The organism is Streptomyces sp. NPDC058291, assembly GCF_042880855.1.
In the GTDB taxonomy this organism is placed as follows: domain Bacteria; phylum Actinomycetota; class Actinomycetes; order Streptomycetales; family Streptomycetaceae; genus Streptomyces.
In genome coordinates this window covers 1-17,719 of sequence record NZ_JBHVYK010000030.1, presented here as the reverse complement: position 1 = coordinate 17,719, position 17,719 = coordinate 1, and the positions used below count along the sequence as shown (strand labels likewise).

Genomic DNA, 17,719 nt, shown 5'->3' with positions numbered 1-17,719 from the left:
GGAAAATGCCAGAAGACTCACTCCTCGCACCTACGTTGCGTAGCTTCTTCATCACTCAGCCGAACAGCAGGCGGGAGGGGAGCCAACGGTGCCCGGAATCGACGAGTGTCTACTGGAGGCCATGCGGCTGCCCGGCGCCCGGGGCGCGGCGCTGGTCGACTGGACGAGCGGGCTCGCTCTGGGCTCGGTCGGGGAGTTCCCGGGCGGCGACCACGAGGCGGCGGCCGCCGAGGCCGCCGAGGTCGCCCGGCTCACGGCCGAGCAACGGGCGTTCACGCCCGACGGCTACGCCCCCCAGGAGGGCGCCGACGCGGCGGCCGGGCCGGGCGGGGCGGCCGGCGTCGACCCACCGGTCGAGGACCTGATCATCAGCAACCGGGACAGCTACCACGTGCTGCGCTTCGTGCCGACGTCCTTCGACAGCAGCGTGTTCCTGCACGTGTGGCTGGCCCGTCCCGACGGCAACCTGGCGCTGGCCCGGATCCGGCTGGGCGAGATGGCCACACGGCTGGTGCTGGGATGACCGCGGTGAGAACGCCCCCGCAGGGGACGACCCCGCCCCGGCTGCCCGTGCGGGAGAAGTCCGGCGCCCGCGAGCGCGGCGGCGCGCTGTCGCCGATGCTGACCCGGCTCGCCGCCGAGCGGGCGACGGGCGTCCTGGAGCGCGAGCGCGGCTCGCTGTATCTCGCCGAGGGCCGCGTGGTGCACGCCGAGAGCCCGCTCGCCCCGGGCCTCGACGTGCTCCTCCTGGCCCACGGCACCCTCGCCCCCGCCGTCTGGCAGGACGCCGTGGACCGGGCCGACGAGGAGCGCGGCGCCGCCCGTCTGCTGCTCGACGCCGGCCGTGTCCCGCGCGGCGCGCTGGAGCTGTGCCATCTCGAGGCGGTCTACGACGCGGCGTACTTCGCGCTCACCCCCAGCAGCACCCCGGGACACTTCCGCTACGGCGCCGGCCACTGGCTGGGCGCCCTGCGGCCGGTCCCGGTCGACGCGGTCGAGCGCGAGACGCTGCGCCGGCGCGACATGCTGGACCGACTGTGGCCGGACCCGCTGACCGACGGGGCCCCGCTGCGCCGCTCCGACGCCGTCGCCGCGCCGGCGCCGACGGCCAGGCAGAGCGCGGTGCTGGCCCTGGCGGACGGCGTGCGCACCGCCCCGGACATCGCCCGCGAGCTGGGCCGGCAGGCCTTCCACACGCTGGTGGACGCGCGTCGGCTGGCGGCGGCCGGACTGCTGACCGCCCTCTTCCCGCCGCCGCGCACCCACTCGGCCCCGGTCGCCGCCGCCCCCGGGCTCCCGCCCCGCCACGCGCTCGCCGGGGGCGCCGGGACGGCCGCGGCCGAGGCCCCGCCGGGCATCACCCTGCCCCGCGTCAACGACCCCGACATCACCCTGCTGAAGAGGCTCAGGGATGCGCTGGAGGCCCTTTGAACGGCAGCGACCGCGTGCCGAGAGGAGCGAGCTGATGGCCTCGGCGCCCGAGATACTCGACGAACTGCGGCGGCTGCGGGCCCGGGTGCCCCAGCTGACCGGCGCCCTCGCGGCCGGCGTGGACGGCCTCGTCCTCGCCCACGACACGCCCGGCGTGGAGCCGGAGGTGGTGGCCGCGCTGACCGCCGCCGCGCTCGGCGTCGCGGTGCGCATGGCGGACACCACCGGCCAGGGCGACTTCCGCGAGCTGCTCGTGCGCGGCCGGTACGGCTACGTCGCCACGTACGCGGCCGGCGAGTCCGCCGTACTGACCCTGCTCGCGCAGGACCGCGTCAACGTCGGCCGGCTCCACCTGGAGGGCCGCCGAGCCGGGGCCCGCGTCGGAGAACTCGTGGACGCCCGGGAGGCGGCGGCGCGGCAGGCGCGGCCCGCCCCCGCGGAAGCGCCGCCCAAGCCCCCCGTCAAGCCGCCGGTGCGCACACCGGCCAAACCCCCGACCGTACGCACCAGAACGGCGCGCGGCCCGGCCACTGCCAACGCGCGCACCACCACGGAAAGCTGACAGGAACCGAGGAGCACGTCATGGCCAACACCGAAACCACGCTGAAAGAGTGCCTCGCCTCCATCGAGGGGGCGACCGGAGTGGCACTCGTCGACTACACCAGCGGCATGGCGCTGGGCACGATGGGCGGCAGCAAGACGTTCGACCTGAACGTCGCCGCCGCCGGCAACACCGACGTGGTGCGCGCCAAGATGCGCACCATGGAGCATCTCGGGCTCAAGGGCCAGATCGAGGACATCCTGATCACACTGAACGACCAGTACCACCTGATCCGGCTGATCAGCGGGCGCGGCGGCAACGGCCTCTTCATGTACCTGGTCCTGGACGCCAAGCGGGCCAACCTGGCGATGGCCCGCCACCAGCTGAAGAGGATCGAGGAGGACCTGGAGGTCTAGGCGGGGCGGCCGACCCCGCCCCGCCCAGCCCTGCCTGGACCCGAACCCCAACTCGAACTCGAACTCGAACCCGTCAGACCAGCGCCGCGGTGCGGCGGCGGGCCCCGCCCGGGGCCGCGTCGCCCGCCGCGACGCCGGTGCTGCGGTACGCCTTGACGGCCTGGCCGGCCGGGCGTCCGCCACGCCGGTCCAGCCAGTCGACGCGCACCCACAGCAGCGCGTCGTCGTCCCGCTCGCGGCGCCCGAGCCAGGCGGCCTTCCACCACAGCCCGGCCCCACAGCCGGCGAGCAGCATGCCGCCGGCCGCCGGAACCGCGAAGGCGCTGCCCAGCGCCGCCAGGAAGGCGAGCAACAGCCACCAGCGGTGACCGCGCCGCCAGACGCGGACGGTCACCGCCCGGTCCTGGAGCACGTCGTGCTTGCCGGCCCGGACGGCTCCACGCCCCAGTTCGGTGAACCGGCGCCGACCGCGCCACCCCGTCACCGCCAGGGCCACGATGAACAGCGCGGCCCCGGCCGAAACCCCGATCCGCCGTCCGGTGAGACCCGGCGCCAGGACGCCGACTCCCGCCGCGAACACCCCGCACCACCACAACGGCGCGGCTCCGGCCCGTACGACGACGGCCACCCGAGCCAACCCCTGTCCTCCGCGTGCCACGTCCGCCTCCTCGTCACTCAGGCACAGTCTCGTGACCGCGCAGACTAGTGAGCGAACGTGAGACGAGTCTGAGAGCGCGCCGCCCGGCCGGGCGCGGGGGCGTCCATGCGGACGGGCCTACGGGCGCACGGCGAGGTCACTCCACGAACAGTCCGCGCGACGCCGCCCGGGCGTCGAACTCCTCCAGCCGGGCCTGCGCGTCGGGCAGGTCGTCGCACATCGCCTCCAGCAGCACCCGCCCGAGCAGCATCGGCGCGCACGCCGTGTCGAAGGCGAGGCCGGTGCCGACGGCCGCCGGCAGCAGCAGGTCGGAGACCTTGGCGACCGGCGCGAACGCGGAGTCGGCGACCGTCACCACGCTCAGCCCGGCCTCGCGCGCGTAGGCGAGGGTGTCGACGACCTCGCGCGGGTGCCGGGGCAGCGCGAAGCAGAGCAGGGCGGAGGCGCCGGCCCGGACGGCGGCGTCGATGCGGTCGTGGATCATCGTGCCGCCCTCGTGCAGCAGCCGTACGTCCGGATGGACCTTGGCGGCGAAGTACGCGAAGCCGTACGCCTGGGAGGCGGCGGCCCGCAGGCCGAGCACGGGCAGCGGGCGCGAGGCCGCCAGCAGCCGGCCCGCCCGCCGCACCGGACGGGGATCGGCGAGCAGTTCGGCGAGGTGCCGCAGATTCGCGATCTCGGCCTCGACGGCCTGCTGGTACTCGTTGTACGCGACCGCCCCCGCGGGCTGTTCGGCGGGAGCGACCTCGCGCAGGTGCCTGCGCAGCGCGGGGTAGCCGTCGAAGCCGAGGGCGACCGCGAAACGGGTCACGGACGGCTGGCTGACCCCGGCGAGCTCGGCCAGTTCCACGCTGGACAGGAACGGCACGTCGGCGGCGCGCCGCACCATGCTGTGCGCGATGCGCCGCTGGGTCGGCGTCAGCCGGTGCCCCTCGAAGAGCGTCTGCAACCGGACGGCGGGACTGTCCGCCGCCGCCGGGCGGGGTGTGTCCCCACCGAACTCCGTCTCCGCGCTCAATGCCCCGCTCCCCCTGAAGATGTCGCCCTCGATGCCGGACCGCGCCGAACCGTACCGAACCGTCGGCGATCCATTCACCTACCGAGAACTCTGCATGACGTCATACAGCCGGGCAAGGGGTGCCGGCCGTGGACCCCACCGGGGACAGGGGGGTTAGCCCCAGTGCCCCAGGGGTCGCGGCTCCCTAACCTTGGTGTTCATGACGGGATGGGAGACGGCCATGGACGCGCGGGACACGGACCTGAAGAAGGAGCTCGACGCCACGCTGCAGACGCGCAGGGAGCTGGGCGAGGAGTACGAGTCCGCGCTGGTGGACTCGTTCCTGGAGAAGGTCGACCAGCGCATCGACGGCGCCGTGGAGCGCCGGGTGCGCCGGCAGCTCGCGGAGCAGCAGATGGTGGCGGCGCGCAGCTCCCGCGCACCCAAGCCCACCGACTCCTGGGGCGACCGCTTCGGCTTCGGCGTCGTCTCGCTGATCCTGGCGATCCCGTTGTCGGGGATCGGCGGAGCCTTCGGCAACCTGACGGGGGTGATCGCCACCTGGGTCGGCATCGTCGGCGTGAACTGTGTGCAGGCCGCCCGCGTCAACCCCGAGCTGTTCACCGGTCGGCGCCGCCGCTCCGCCGCCAAGGACGACGACTGGCGGGAGTGAGCCGGCCGCACGGGCTCAGGCCTGCCGGGTCGGCAGCACCATGATCTGCCGCAGGTTGACGTGCCGGGGGCGGCTGGTCGCGTAGGCGACGACGTCGGCGATCTCCGCCGACGACAGCGCGCCTATGGCGCCGAACATGCCGGACTGCCCGGACCTGGCCGCGGTCGTGACGACGCCTCGGGGCCTGTCCGGTGGACAGGCCCCGAGGGCGGAAGCTTGCGCGGGGACCGCCGCACCCCCGTTGCCGGGGGGCGGGACGACGGCGGTCCCCGCGAGGGACGCGGGCCGGGTCAGGCCGGGCTTACGCGTCCGTGGCGTCGGTGGAGGTCCGGGAGCCGCTCCGGAGGTCCGTGACGCCGTTTCGGTGCCGGTGGTGCGGGGAGCCTCCCCCCGTGCGTAACGCCTGGGAGGCACTCCCATCCGCCCTGCCGACATCCCCAAATATGCCGGACGCGTGTTAACCGGGTGCTGCGTGCACATGACGTGCTCGTACCACTTCCGCGAAGTCCGCCCGTTCGGTGGGGAAACGGAAGTTCAGCGCCCGAGGGGGCCGTTCACCGCAGGTTTCCCCGAGATCGCGGCCCCCGTCGCCCCGACGTCACTTCCCGCCCTTGGCCAGGAAGGCCAGCAGGTCCTGGCGGCTGACCACCCCGGTGGGCTTGCCCTCGACGAGGACGATCGCCGCGTCCGCGGTGCCGAGCACGGACATCAGGTCGCCGACCGGCTCGCCGGAGCCGACCTGCGGCAGCGGCGCGGACATGTGCTTCTCCAGCGGGTCGTCGAGAGAGGCCCGCTGGTTGAACAGGGCGTCCAGCAGCTCCCGCTCCACGACCGACCCGACGACCTCGGCGGCCATGACGTCCGGGTGCCCGGCGCCCGGCTTCACGATGGGCATCTGGGAGACGCCGTACTCACGCAGCACCTCGATGGCCTGGCCGACGGTCTCGTCCGGGTGCATGTGGACCAGGGAGGGGATGGCGCCGTGCACCTTGTCGCTGAGGACGTCGGCGACGCGGGCGCTGGTGCCCTCGTTCTCCAGGAAGCCGTAGTCCGCCATCCACTCGTCGTTGAAGATCTTGCTGAGGTAGCCGCGGCCGCTGTCGGGCAGCAGGACCACGACCACGTCGTCCGGGCCGAGCCGCTCGGCGACCCGCAGCGCGGCGACGACGGCCATCCCGCAGGAGCCGCCCACCAGCAGGCCCTCCTCCTTCGCGAGCCGCCGGGTCATCTGGAAGGAGTCCTTGTCGGACACCGGGACGATCTCGTCGGCGACGGTGCGGTCGTAGGCGGTCGGCCAGAAGTCCTCGCCGACGCCCTCGACCAGGTACGGCCGCCCGGACCCGCCGGAGTACACGGACCCCTCGGGGTCGGCGCCGACGACCTGCACCCGGCCGTCACTGGCGTCCTTCAGGTAGCGGCCGGTCCCGGAGATGGTGCCGCCGGTGCCGACGCCGGTGACGAAGTGGGTGATCCGCCCCTCCGTCTGCTCCCACAGCTCAGGGCCGGTGGAGTGGTAGTGGGACAGCGGGTTGTTCGGGTTGGAGTACTGGTCCGGCTTCCACGCGCCCGGCGTCTCGCGCACCAGCCGGTCGGAGACGTTGTAGTAGGAGTCCGGGTGCTCGGGGTCCACGGCGGTCGGGCAGACCACGACCTCGGCGCCGTACGCCCGCAGCACGTTGATCTTGTCGGTGCTCACCTTGTCGGGGCACACGAAGATGCACTTGTACCCCTTCTGCTGCGCCACGATGGCCAGCCCGACGCCCGTGTTGCCGCTGGTGGGCTCGACGATCGTGCCGCCCGGCTGCAGCTCTCCGCTCTTCTCGGCGGCCTCGATCATGCGCAGGGCGATGCGGTCCTTCACGGAGCCGCCCGGGTTGAAGTACTCCACCTTGGCCAGGACGGTCGCCCGGATGCCCTTGGTCACGCTGTTGAGCTTCACCAGCGGGGTGTTGCCGACGAGGCTGATCATCGAGTCGTGGAATTGCACCGTTGTCTCCGGTTGCTTGCAAAAACTGTGGTCGTAGTGGTCCCGCCAGGGTACGGGCACCGCCACGGGCGGGGACGGCGTCCCCGCCCGCCGGTTCACTCGCCGTCGAGATTGGGCGACGGTGCGTACGGGGCAAGGAGTGGGTGTACGGACACGAGGAGGTGGCGTCGAGGCATGACGAGCATGACGAGCATGTCGAGGGCGAGAGTGGCCCGGCGTATCGCGGCCGGCGCGGCCTACGGCGGCGGCGGCATCGGGCTGGCCGGGGCGGCGGTGGCCGGGCTGGTGCTGGCGGAGGTGCATCTGGCCCGCCGCCAGGTGAACAACGGGGCGCACCCGCACGTCCCGCACGCGGACGGCCGCTACGGCACCGCGTACGACGTCCCCGGGCCCGGCAAGGAGCCCCTGCGGCTGACGATGCTGGGCGACTCCACGGCCGCGGGCCAGGGCGTCAACCGCTCCGGGCAGACCCCGGGCGCCCTGTTGGCCTCCGGCCTGGCGGCGGTCGCGGAGCGGCCCGTGGAGCTGCGCAACGTGGCGCTTCCCGGCGCCCAGTCCGACGACCTCGACCGGCAGGTCGCGCTGGTGCTGCAGGACTCCGATCGGGTGCCCGACGTCTGCGTGATCATGATCGGCGCGAACGACGTGACGCACCGCATGCCGCCCACCCGCTCGGTGCGTCACCTGGCGTCGGCGGTGCGGCGGCTGCGCACGGCCGGCGCGGAGGTCGTCGTCGGCACCTGCCCGGACCTGGGCACGATCGAGCCGGTCCAGCAGCCGCTGCGCTGGCTGGCCCGCCGGGCCTCGCGCCAGTTGGCGGCGGCCCAGACGATCGGCGCCGTCGAGCAGGGCGGGCGCACGGTGTCCCTGGGCGACCTGCTGGGCCCCGAGTTCGAGGCGAACCCTCGCGAGCTGTTCGGCCCCGACCACTACCACCCGTCGGCGGAGGGCTATGCGACGGCGGCGATGGCCGTCCTGCCCACGGTCTGCGCGACACTCGGACTGTGGCCGGCCGAGGAGGAGCGGCCGGACGCCGCCCGCCGCGAGGGCTTCCTGCCGGTGGCCCGGGCGGCGGCGGAGGCGGCCTCGGAGCCCGGCACGGAGGTGACGGCGGCGATGCCGACCGGACCGCGCGGCCCCTGGGCCCTGTTGAAGCGCCGTCGGCGGCGCCGGGTCACGGAGCCGGAACGAGCACCCGCAACCCCGTCCCCCTGAACCGCGGCCACGCGCCCACCGCGCCCGCCGAACCCGGCCAAGCAAGCGCTTAGTAAATTGCGGCCAGGGTCACACCGCCATGCCCGTGACCCAGGCCATACGTGCGGGTAACTTCCCAAGCAGCCGTACCCGCACCTCGTCCTCCAGGAGCCGTGATGCCCGAAGCAGTCATCGTCTCGACCGCCCGCTCGCCCATCGGCCGCGCCTTCAAGGGCTCCCTGAAGGACCTGCGCCCGGACGACCTCACCGCCACGATCGTCCAGGCCGCCCTGGCCAAGATTCCCGAGCTGGACCCGAGGGACATCGACGACCTGATGCTCGGCTGCGGCCTGCCCGGCGGCGAGCAGGGCAACAACCTGGGCCGCATCGTGGCCGTGCAGATGGGGATGGACCACCTCCCCGGCTGCACGGTGACCCGTTACTGTTCCTCGTCCCTGCAGACCAGCCGCATGGCCCTGCACGCGATCAAGGCCGGCGAGGGCGACGTCTTCATCTCGGCGGGCGTCGAGATGGTCTCCCGGTTCGTCAAGGGCAACTCCGACAGCCTGCCGGACACGCACAACCCGTTCTTCGCCGAGGCGGAGGCCCGCACCGCGGCCGTCGCCGAGCAGGAGGGCACCACCTGGCACGACCCGCGCGAGGACGGCCTCGTCCCCGACGCCTACATCGCCATGGGCCAGACCGCCGAGAACCTCGCCCGCGTCAAGGGTGTGACCCGGCAGGACATGGACGAGTTCGGCGTCCGCTCGCAGAACCTCGCCGAGGAAGCCATCAAGAACGGTTTCTGGGAGCGCGAGATCACCCCGGTGACGCTTCCCGACGGCACGGTCGTCAGCAAGGACGACGGCCCGCGCGCCGGCGTCACCCTGGAGGGCGTCCAGGGCCTGAAGCCGGTCTTCCGCCCCGACGGCATGGTCACCGCCGCCAACTGCTGCCCGCTGAACGACGGCGCGGCCGCCCTGGTCGTCATGAGCGACACCAAGGCCCGCGAGCTCGGCCTGACCCCGCTCGCCCGCATCGTGTCGACGGGCGTGTCCGGCCTGTCCCCCGAGATCATGGGCCTCGGCCCGGTCGAGGCGAGCAACCAGGCGCTGCGCCGGGCCGGCCTCACCATCGACGACATCGACCTGGTCGAGATCAACGAGGCGTTCGCCGCCCAGGTGATCCCCTCCTACCGCGACCTCGGCATCGACCTCGACAAGCTGAACGTCAACGGCGGCGCCATCGCCGTCGGCCACCCCTTCGGCATGACGGGCGCCCGGATCACCGGCACGCTCATCAACTCCCTCCGGTTCCACGACAAGCAGTTCGGCCTGGAGACGATGTGCGTGGGCGGCGGCCAGGGCATGGCGATGGTCGTCGAGCGCCTGAGCTGACCATCCGCGCGTGACGCGAGGGCCTGACGGGGCCTCTGCGTAACCGGTCGAGCACCGGACGTCACGTTTCGGCCCGGAGTCCGGAAAGCACCTGGACTCCGGGCCGTTTTGTGATCCAATCTCCCCCAGGATGTGACCTATCTCCCTCCCCGGAGGGATTTACCCAGCTCAGCGCCTTTCGGATGCAAACCCCAGGCCGAAAGTCCTGTCCGTTTCGTGACGTTACGCACTGACAGCTGGATAGTCCGCCCTTCAAGCTGATGTAGGAAGTCGGGGGTCGACTTTGAACCGGGAGTACGTCAGTGAGCGCCATGCCGATCGCGTTGCTGGTCACCACGGCCGCCACGGGCGCCGTGGGCGTCGCCGTCCTGCGCACCCTCTTGCAGTTGCGCCGACAAGTGGCCGCCCTGCACGCCGAGCTCGCCAGGAACGCCGAGAGCGCCGAGAGCGCGGCCGCGCACCTGCGCGGCTTCGTCCCGGCGGCCCGCACCACCGCCGACGCGGCCGAGATACGCGCCGCGGTCGCCGAGGCGCTGGCCGAGGAGCGGGAGCGGGAGCTGGCCGAGGCGCGCGCCTTCTGGGCCGCCCAGGAGGCCCGTGACGCCTCCGACGCGCCGTCCCTGCTGGGACTGCCGGACAGCGAGCTTTTCCTGCCCCGGCAGGCCGACTTCATGGGCCTGGAGCCGGTGGCCGAGCAGACCGCGGACGCCGACGACTTCGGCGGCGAGTCCGCGGAACTGGCCGCGGCCCGCCGACGGCACCCGTCCCACCCCGACTTCGTGCCGGTACAGTCACCGATCGTGAACGACCATGAGCGCACGGTGGCCACCCTGGAGGAACTGGCGTCCTCCCAGGTCGAGCTGACCGACGTGCGCCCGGGCCCGCTGGGCACCCTCGACGTCTACGTCTTCGCCGACGGCACCACGCTGTGCATGACCCCGGGCCACCGTGAGACGGCGGAACGCCTCGCCGCGGCCCTCACCGCGGGCGAGACCCCGTTCCTGCTGGGCGGTTCGGGCGTCTCCGGCGCGTACACCCTGACGTTCCAGTGCGGCGCGGACAACGTCTACATCCTGGCGGACCGGGTCATAGCGAGCCTGTGAGGCTCACACGCCGGCCCGCTTCTGCGCCTGCGCCACCAGTTCCACCGCTTCCTCGACCTGGCCCTCGTCCGTGAGCACGAGGGCCAGGTCGTGCGCGGCGACGGTGATCTGGTCGGCGGCGGCGAACATCCCGGCGTCGGGCATCTCCCGCGGCTGCGTGCCGGGCTCCTCGAGGAGCTGGGTCCGCCGGGCCAACTCCCTGGCCAGCGCCAGCGCCTCGGCGGCCGCGCCTCGTTGCAGCCGGCTCTGCGGGGCGGCGCGCAGACGGTCGGCGAAGTGATCCACCGCACGGGTCAGGGACGTCGTATCAGCCACGCCGCGAGACTACGCGTCGCACCGGGACTGTTGCCAACGAGCGGACACTCAGGCACGGTGACCTGAAGGACCGGCTTACATCCCCTTTGCAACCGGAGGCGCCGATGTCCCATGTCCTCTCCGAGGAGACCCACCGCAACATACTGGCCCGCATCCCCCATTGCACCGGTCGTGAAGTCTCCGACTGGCTGCGCACCGTCGACGAAGGCCCCGCTCTCCGCTTCGAGGAGAAGGTCAGCTGGCTGCGCGCCGAGCACGACCTCGCGTACGGCCACGCCAAGGCGATCATCCACGAGCACGAGCTGAGGAGGGCCGCGCGCAAACTGCTCTAGCGCGCACGTGACACCCGTACCCGCGCCGGCCACGGCGAAGGGCCCCGGGATCGTAATCCCGGGGCCCTTCGTCAGTCCGTGCTCCGGCGGCGCGCCGCCGGTCGGGCCGTCGCTCAGTCGCTGTTCAGGATCGACAGGAGCCGCAGGAACTCCATGTAGATCCACACCAGCGTCATCGTGAGGCCGAAGGCTGCGAGCCAGGCCTCCTCGCGCGGGGCGCCGTAGGCCACGCCGTCCTCGACCTGCTTGAAGTCCAGGGCGAGGAAGCACGCGCCGAGGATGACGCCGATGACGCCGAAGACGATGCCGAGGGCGCCGCTGCGGAAGCCGAGGCCGTCACCGCCGCCGAAGACGGCGAACAGCAGGTTCACGGCCATCAGCAGCACGAAGCCGAGCGCTGCGGCCATCACGAAGCCGTAGAAGCGGCGGTTGACGCGGATCCAGCCGGCCTTGTACGCCACGAGCACGCCGGCGAAGACCGCCATGGTGCCGAGCACGGCCTGGGCGACCACGCCGTCCGCGATGTACGTGGACACCGCGCTGGAGATCACGCCGAGGAAGACGCCCTCCAGGGCGGCGTACGACAGGATCAGCGCGGGGACCGGGCGTCGCTTGAAGGACTGGACCAGCGCCAGCACCATGGCGACCAGACCGGCGCCGACGGCGATGCCGTACGACTTGTTGAGGTTGGCCTCGTCGACCGGCAGCAGCAGCCACGACAGGATCGCCGTGACGACCACGGCGCCGAGCGTGGTCGCGGTGCGCGCGACGACGTCGTCCATGGTCATCCGGCCGGTGGCGGCCGGGGCCTGCGGCGGGGCGCCGTACTGCAGGTCCTGCTGGGCGTAGGGGTTCTGCGCGTACGGGTTGCCGGCCTGCTGGGCGTAGGGGTTGCCCGGCTGGGTGCCGACTGCGGGTCCCCCGGCCTGCGGCGCGGCGTTGAAGCCCGCGTAGCCGTTGTCGCGGCTGAACCCACGTCGCGAGAAGACCGGGTTTCTGCTCCTCATTGCACTCCTCCATGGCCGCACTGCGCGGCCTTGGCTCAAGGGTAATAGGTAGGCAAAGGATTGACCCTAGTGCTTGGGGAGGATCTTTCCCTCTTCCTGTCGCGCAACACGCTACGCCCGGTAGCGATTCCCGACACGGACCGCCCCGGATCATGACCAAGCCGCGACAAGCCCGGTATCCCACGGAGACCGGACGAACCCCACTGTTCGATCAATCGAACGGGAACCCGGTGTAGCCCTCGGCCAGATCGGTCTCGGCGGCCCGCGAGGAGGCGATCCGCTCCAGCCGCGCGAGCTGGATCCGCTCGTCGAAGGGGGTGGCGTCGGGCTCCGTGTGCAACAGGGTCGTCATGTCGTACGAGAACCGCTCGGCCTGCCACACGCGCCGCAGACAGGTCTCGGAGTAGGCGTCCAGCAGGGCGGACGAGCCCGTCTCCCGCTGGTGCGTCAGGGCCCGCGCGAAGGTGACGACGTCCCCGACGGCGAGGTTGAGCCCCTTCGCTCCCGTAGGGGGCACGATGTGGGCCGCGTCCCCGGCGAGGAAGAGCCGGCCGTGCCGCATGGGCTCGTGGACGTAGGAGCGCATGGGGGTGACCGACTTCTGGGTGATCGGCCCGCGCTCCAGCGTCCAGTCGTCGTCGGTCTCCAGGCGGCGGGCGAGCTCGTCCCAGATCTCCTCGTCCTTCCACGCGCGCGCGTTGGTGCCCTCGGCCACCTGGAGGTAGAGCCGGGAGACGGACGGCGAGCGCATGGAGAGCAGAGCGAAGCCGCGCTCGTGGCGGGCGTAGACGAGTTCGTCGTGCGAGGGCGGCACGTCGGCGAGGATCCCGAGCCAGCCGAACGGGTAGGTCCGTTCGCGGACTCGGGTCGACGCGGCCGGGATCGCCGAGCGCGCGACGCCCCAGAAGCCGTCGCAGCCCACGACGTAGTCGCACTCCAGGACGTCCTCGACGCCTCCGCGCCGGAAGCGCACCCGCGGGCGGTCGGTCCCGGCGTCCTCCACGGCCAGCGCCTCCGCCTCGAAGAGCAGCGGGCCGCCCTGCGCGAGCTGGAGGGCGACGAGGTCCTTGCACACCTCGGTCTGGGCGTAGACCATCACCGACCGGCCGCCGGTGAGGGCGGGGAAGTCCACGCGGTGGCGCCGCCCGGCGAAGCGCAGCTCGATGCCGTCGTGGCGCAGCCCCAGCCGGTCCATGCGCTCGGCGGCGCCGACCGCGCGCAGGACGTCCACCGTGCCCTGCTCCAGGATCCCGGCGCGCTGGCGCTGCTCGACGTAGTCCCGGTCGCGGCTCTCCAGCACGACGGAGTCGATGCCGGCGGTGTGGAGCAGCCGGGCGAGGAGGAGGCCGGCCGGGCCGGCGCCGACGATGCCGACGGTCGTGCGCATCGGGCGTCCCTTCAGGCGATGTTCGCACAGTGAAGTTTTCTTCACTGACGCTCGCCGCGAGTGTGCGCCCGCTTGCGGGCGGTGTCAACGGTCGGGACGCGGGGCCGGGAACCGGGATGCGAGTCTGGGGGCCGGGTCTGGGGGCCGGGTCTGGGGGCCGGGTCTGGGGGCGGGTCAGAGGAGCGACGAGCGGGGAACGGCGGTCTGCGCACGGTCACCGGCCCAGCCCCTCGGCCACCCAGCGGCCCAACCACCCACCGGCCCAACCACCCGCCGGCTCAGCGGCTCACCGGCTCAGCCACCCACACGGCTCAGCGGCTCAGCGGCTCAGCGGCTCAGCGGTCAAAGTCTCGATGGAGGGTGCAGCGATCGCCGAGACGTCGGAAGTGCCCAGAGCCGGACTTGAACCGGCACGCCCACGAAGGGGCAGCGAGGTTTAAGCTCGCCGTGTCTGCATTCCACCATCTGGGCAGGCCGAGGGCTCCGCTTGAGCTACCGACCCTATCGGGATCCGCCCCCCGGACAGCGGCCGATCCGACCCGATGTTGTCTTATTTTATTGAGGTCTGAGGGAGCATCAGCACCCAGAACTCGCCATCCGCACTTGCCAGTAGCGTCCCCTGCGGCACCCGCACGTGTATGCGGAATGACGGAATTTCACCGTTCGAACGAGGTTGCTCCACCGGTTCTTGACGGATCGCCGGCACACGGACGGGCACGGAGCGCGGAGAAGGCGGGGGTCATCCCCAGGTATGACCCGGCGGCCCGGGGTCCGTCCGGAGTCTGCCCCCAGAACCGGAACAGCGGCTGACTACACGGCGGCGGACGGCCGGGACGATGGTTCACGTCCCCCCAGGAACACACCGTCGTCCCGACAGGAGCACCTCTTCCGTGACCACCAGCCCCCTCGCCGACCGGACCACCACAGCAGCCGCCCGTGCCACGGACCTGTCGAAGATCTACGGACAGGGCGAGACCCAGGTGGTCGCCCTGGACCGGGTCTCGGTCGAGTTCCGGCAGGCCGAGTTCACCGCGATCATGGGCCCCTCCGGCTCCGGCAAGTCGACGCTGATGCACTGCGTGGCGGGCCTGGACACCTTCTCCTCCGGGTCCGTGCGCATCGGCGACACCGAGCTCGGCACCCTGAAGGACAAACAGCTCACCAAGTTGCGCCGGGACAAGATCGGGTTCATCTTCCAGGCGTTCAACCTGCTGCCGACGCTGACGGCGCTGGAGAACATCACCCTCCCGATGGACATCGCGGGCCGCAAGCCGGACAAGGAGTGGCTGGACAGGGTCATCCGGATGGTGGGGCTCGCCGACCGGCTGAGCCACCGGCCCTCGCAGCTCTCCGGCGGACAGCAGCAGCGCGTCGCCGTCGCCCGCGCCCTGGCCTCGCGGCCGGACATCGTCTTCGGCGACGAGCCGACCGGCAACCTCGACTCGCGCGCCGGCGCCGAGGTGCTGGGCTTCCTGCGCAACTCCGTGCGGGAGCTGGGCCAGACGGTCGTGATGGTGACCCATGACCCGGTGGCCGCCGCCTACGCGGACCGGGTGATCTTCCTCGCGGACGGGCGGATCGTCGACGAGGTGTACGGGCCGACGGCCGAGTCGGTGCTGGACCGCATGAAGCGGTTCGACGCCAAGGGCCGCACCAGCTGATCCCGTACCGGGACCGACCGCTCGCCCGCGAGCAGGACTGAGAAGACGACACCCCATGTTCCGTACCGCCTTGCGCAACGTACTCGCGCACAAGGCCCGGCTCCTGATGACCGTGCTCGCCGTGATGCTCGGCGTGGCCTTCGTGTCGGGGACCCTGGTCTTCACCAACACCCTCTCCGACGCCCTGCAGAAGAGCTCCGCCAAGGGCTTCGACCAGGTCGACGTCGCCGTCACCGCCGAGTCCCAGCCGGACGTCGGCGACCGCATCGTCAAGACGCCCGAACTGAACCAGGCCCTGCTGGAGCGCAGCGCGAAGGCGCCGGGCGCCGCGTCCGCCGTCGGCGTCGTCAACGGCTTCACCGCCATGGCCGACAAGGACGGCAAGCTCATCGGCGGCGGCTTCCAGTCGCAGGGCGGCAACTACTGGGGGTCGAAGGACCCCCGGTACCCGATCGTCTCCGGGCGCGCCCCGAGCGGGGTGAACGAGGTCCTCGTCGACGCGAAGACCGCCGAGCGGGCCGGGTACGAGGTCGGCGACACCGTGCGGATCTCCGTCGACGGCCCCGTCCTCACCCCGAAGATCACCGGCGTCTTCACCACGGACGACGGCAACGTCGCCGCCGGCGGCAGCCTCGCCCTGTTCGACACGGCGAGCGCGCAGAAGCTCTTCGGCAAGCCCGGCGTCTACGACGAGATCGACGTCAAGGCGGCCGCCGGGACCTCGCAGAGCGCGCTGAAGTCCGCCCTGGACGCCGCCCTGCCGAAGGGCCAGGTGGAGACCACCACGGGCCGGCAGCTCGCCGACGACCAGGCGCAGACGATCTCCGCCTCGATGAGCGGGCTGAAGCAGGGCCTGCTGGTGTTCGCCGGCATCGCGCTGTTCGTGGGCACCTTCATCATCGCCAACACCTTCACCATGCTGGTCGCCCAGCGCACCAGGGAACTCGCGCTGCTGCGGGCCGTGGGCGCCTCGCGCCGGCAGGTGACCCGCTCGGTGCTGATCGAAGCGCTGGTGGTCGGCACGGTCGCCGGCGTGACCGGCCTGGTCGCCGGCGTCGGCATCGGGGCCGGGCTGCGCTCGCTGCTGGGCACGCTGGGGGCGACCGTCCCCGACGGGCCGCTCGTCGTCTCGCCCGGCACGGTCGCCACGGCCCTCCTCGTCGGCGTCGTCATCACCATGCTGGCGGCCTGGCTGCCCGGCCGTCGGGCCGCGAAGATCCCGCCGGTCGCCGCGATGAGCAGCGTGCACGCCACGGCGTCCACCAAGTCGCTGGTGCTGCGCAACACGCTGGGCGCGCTGTTCTCGGCGGCGGGCGTCGCGGTGGTCCTGACCGCGACGACGATGGACGGCTCCGACGGCCAGGCCCCGATGGGCATCGGCGCGGTCCTGCTGATCCTCGGCGTGTTCATCCTGACCCCCCTGCTGTCCCGCCCGCTGATCGCGGCCACCGCGCCCGTGCTGCGCGTCTTCGGGGTCTCCGGCAAGCTGGCCCGCCAGAACTCGGTGCGCAACCCGCGCCGCACGGCCGCCACCGCGTCCGCGCTGATGATCGGGCTGACCCTGATCACCGGCATGACCGTGATGGCGGGCAGCCTGCAGAGGTCGATCGACAAGATGGCGTCCTCCGCGATCAAGGCGGACTACGTGGTGTCGATGGCCAACGGCAACGAGCTCTCCCCGGACGTCGACGACAAGCTCCGGTCCGTCGCCGGGGTGACCGCCACCAGCCCGATGCGCAACGCGCCCGCCCGCGTCGACGGGACGACCGAGTACCTCACCGGCGTCACCGGCTCCGCCTTCGGCGAGCTCACCGACCTCACGGTCGAGGACGGCGCCTTCGCGGTGGGCGGCTCCCGGGTCGTCGTCGACGACGACACCGCCACATCGCATCACTGGAGGGCCGGCTCCGCCTTCACGGTGCACTACGAGGACGGCGCGAAGCAGCGGCTGACGGTCGCCGGCGTCTACCAGGGCAACGAGCTGATCCAGGGCGTCATCGTCGACAACGCGGCCCTCACCCCGCATGTGGCGGACCCGGCCGACATGCAGGTCATGGTCAAGACGTCGGGCGGGGCCTCGGACGCCACGGCGGACCGGCTGGAGAAGGCGCTCGGCTCCAACCCGGCCGTCAAGGTCCAGAGCAAGGAGGACCTCTCCCGGGAGATCGCCAAGACGTTCACGCTGGTGCTGAACATGCTCTACGGGCTGCTCGCGATGGCCGTGATCGTCGCCGTCCTCGGCGTCATCAACACCCTGGCGATGTCCGTCTTCGAGCGCTCCCAGGAGATCGGCATGCTGCGCGCCATCGGTCTGGACCGGCGTTCGGTGAAGCGGATGGTCCGGCTGGAGTCCCTGGTGATCTCGCTGTTCGGCGGGGTGCTCGGCATCGGGCTGGGCGTGTTCTTCGGCTGGGCGGCCGGCGAGCTGCTCGGCACGAAGATGCCCACCTACGAACTCGTGCTGCCCTGGGGCCGGATGGTCCTCTTCCTGGCGCTGGCCGCCGGGGTGGGCATCCTGGCGGCGCTGTGGCCGGCCCGCCGGGCGTCGCGGCTGAACATGCTGGCGGCGATCAAGTCGGAGTAGCCGCAGGCCGGTCGGCACGAGCGCGGGGCCCCACGC

At 72.2% G+C, this 17,719-nt stretch carries 17 protein-coding genes, 1 tRNA gene and 1 pseudogene; 11 read left to right on the top strand and 8 right to left on the bottom strand.

The genetic code is table 11. The features are described from left to right. The first annotated feature begins 88 nt into the window (after positions 1–88). Genes ACFVYK_RS17485 through ACFVYK_RS17470 form a run of 4 tightly spaced genes read left to right on the top strand, consistent with a single transcriptional unit; the run spans position 89 to position 2,388 of the window. Positions 89–523, top strand: a complete 435-nt coding sequence (locus ACFVYK_RS17485; RefSeq protein WP_389774444.1) for a hypothetical protein — start codon at positions 89–91, stop codon at positions 521–523. Beyond that, positions 520–1,431 carry a transcriptional regulator gene (locus tag ACFVYK_RS17480; RefSeq protein WP_389774442.1) on the top strand — a complete coding sequence of 304 codons (912 nt, stop codon included), beginning with the start codon at positions 520–522 and terminating at the stop codon, positions 1,429–1,431. The genes ACFVYK_RS17485 and ACFVYK_RS17480 overlap by 4 nt, the downstream gene beginning before the upstream one ends. A gap of 34 nt (positions 1,432–1,465) precedes the next feature. Then, positions 1,466–1,993, top strand: a complete 528-nt coding sequence (locus ACFVYK_RS17475; RefSeq protein WP_389774439.1) for a roadblock/LC7 domain-containing protein — start codon at positions 1,466–1,468, stop codon at positions 1,991–1,993. 20 nt (positions 1,994–2,013) lie between these two features. Next, positions 2,014–2,388, top strand: a complete 375-nt coding sequence (locus tag ACFVYK_RS17470; protein WP_385274487.1) for a hypothetical protein — start codon at positions 2,014–2,016, stop codon at positions 2,386–2,388. A 73-nt stretch (positions 2,389–2,461) separates the two neighbouring features. Here ACFVYK_RS17470 and ACFVYK_RS17465 read toward each other — a convergent pair whose 3' ends face one another. Then, positions 2,462–3,046: a hypothetical protein gene (locus ACFVYK_RS17465; protein ID WP_389774438.1), complete on the bottom strand. Its 585-nt coding sequence runs from the start codon at positions 3,044–3,046 to the stop codon at positions 2,462–2,464. Positions 3,047–3,182: 136 nt separating this feature from the next. Beyond that, the gene (locus tag ACFVYK_RS17460) at positions 3,183–4,064 is read right to left on the bottom strand and encodes a MurR/RpiR family transcriptional regulator (RefSeq protein ID WP_389774435.1); all 882 of its coding nucleotides are present in this window, start codon (positions 4,062–4,064) and stop codon (positions 3,183–3,185) included. A 220-nt stretch (positions 4,065–4,284) separates the two neighbouring features. Between ACFVYK_RS17460 and ACFVYK_RS17455 the strand changes: the two genes are divergently transcribed. Next, complete coding sequence (locus tag ACFVYK_RS17455) at positions 4,285–4,716, top strand: hypothetical protein (RefSeq protein ID WP_389774551.1); 432 nt, start codon at positions 4,285–4,287, stop codon at positions 4,714–4,716. 15 nt (positions 4,717–4,731) lie between these two features. On the opposite strand, the pseudogene ACFVYK_RS17450 reads toward ACFVYK_RS17455, so the two are convergent. Both ACFVYK_RS17450 and ACFVYK_RS17445 read right to left on the bottom strand, forming a co-directional pair. Further along, positions 4,732–4,869, bottom strand: a pseudogene (locus ACFVYK_RS17450) (short-chain dehydrogenase); the annotation flags it as partial. A gap of 445 nt (positions 4,870–5,314) precedes the next feature. After that, on the bottom strand, positions 5,315–6,703 hold the full coding sequence (locus ACFVYK_RS17445) for a cystathionine beta-synthase (protein WP_389774432.1): 1,389 nt from the start codon (positions 6,701–6,703) through the stop codon (positions 5,315–5,317). A 183-nt stretch (positions 6,704–6,886) separates the two neighbouring features. Here ACFVYK_RS17445 and ACFVYK_RS17440 point away from each other — a divergent pair, with 183 nt between their 5' ends. The 3 genes from ACFVYK_RS17440 (at position 6,887) to ACFVYK_RS17430 (ending at position 10,397) form a co-directional block, all read left to right on the top strand. Then, positions 6,887–7,918, top strand: coding sequence for an SGNH/GDSL hydrolase family protein (locus ACFVYK_RS17440; protein WP_389774549.1), 1,032 nt, complete (start codon positions 6,887–6,889; stop codon positions 7,916–7,918). Between the two features lie 155 nt (positions 7,919–8,073). Then, positions 8,074–9,294 (top strand): acetyl-CoA C-acetyltransferase, encoded by a 1,221-nt coding sequence (locus tag ACFVYK_RS17435; RefSeq protein ID WP_389774431.1) that lies wholly within the window; start codon positions 8,074–8,076, stop codon positions 9,292–9,294. 302 nt (positions 9,295–9,596) lie between these two features. Further along, the gene (locus tag ACFVYK_RS17430) at positions 9,597–10,397 is read left to right on the top strand and encodes a hypothetical protein (RefSeq protein WP_389774428.1); all 801 of its coding nucleotides are present in this window, start codon (positions 9,597–9,599) and stop codon (positions 10,395–10,397) included. Between the two features lie 3 nt (positions 10,398–10,400). On the opposite strand, the gene ACFVYK_RS17425 is transcribed toward ACFVYK_RS17430, so the two are convergent. After that, a complete protein-coding gene (locus ACFVYK_RS17425) occupies positions 10,401–10,712 on the bottom strand; it encodes a hypothetical protein (RefSeq protein ID WP_389774425.1) in 312 nt (103 codons plus the stop codon). Between the two features lie 104 nt (positions 10,713–10,816). Between ACFVYK_RS17425 and ACFVYK_RS17420 the strand changes: the two genes are divergently transcribed. Continuing rightward, positions 10,817–11,044, top strand: a complete 228-nt coding sequence (locus tag ACFVYK_RS17420) for a DUF4287 domain-containing protein (protein ID WP_389774423.1) — start codon at positions 10,817–10,819, stop codon at positions 11,042–11,044. Positions 11,045–11,157: 113 nt separating this feature from the next. On the opposite strand, the gene ACFVYK_RS17415 is transcribed toward ACFVYK_RS17420, so the two are convergent. The 3 genes from ACFVYK_RS17415 to ACFVYK_RS17405 form a co-directional block, all read right to left on the bottom strand. Next, complete coding sequence (locus ACFVYK_RS17415) at positions 11,158–12,051, bottom strand: Bax inhibitor-1/YccA family protein (protein WP_389774420.1); 894 nt, start codon at positions 12,049–12,051, stop codon at positions 11,158–11,160. A 211-nt stretch (positions 12,052–12,262) separates the two neighbouring features. Beyond that, positions 12,263–13,438 (bottom strand): 4-hydroxybenzoate 3-monooxygenase, encoded by a 1,176-nt coding sequence (locus tag ACFVYK_RS17410; protein ID WP_389774418.1) that lies wholly within the window; start codon positions 13,436–13,438, stop codon positions 12,263–12,265. Between the two features lie 387 nt (positions 13,439–13,825). After that, positions 13,826–13,909: transfer RNA gene (locus tag ACFVYK_RS17405), tRNA-Leu, on the bottom strand. Between the two features lie 419 nt (positions 13,910–14,328). On the opposite strand from ACFVYK_RS17405, the gene ACFVYK_RS17400 reads away from it, so the two are divergent. After that, positions 14,329–15,099, top strand: a complete 771-nt coding sequence (locus ACFVYK_RS17400) for an ABC transporter ATP-binding protein (RefSeq protein WP_389774415.1) — start codon at positions 14,329–14,331, stop codon at positions 15,097–15,099. 55 nt (positions 15,100–15,154) lie between these two features. Next, positions 15,155–17,683 carry an ABC transporter permease gene (locus ACFVYK_RS17395; RefSeq protein WP_389774412.1) on the top strand — a complete coding sequence of 843 codons (2,529 nt, stop codon included), beginning with the start codon at positions 15,155–15,157 and terminating at the stop codon, positions 17,681–17,683. The last annotated feature ends 36 nt before the right edge of the window (positions 17,684–17,719 follow it).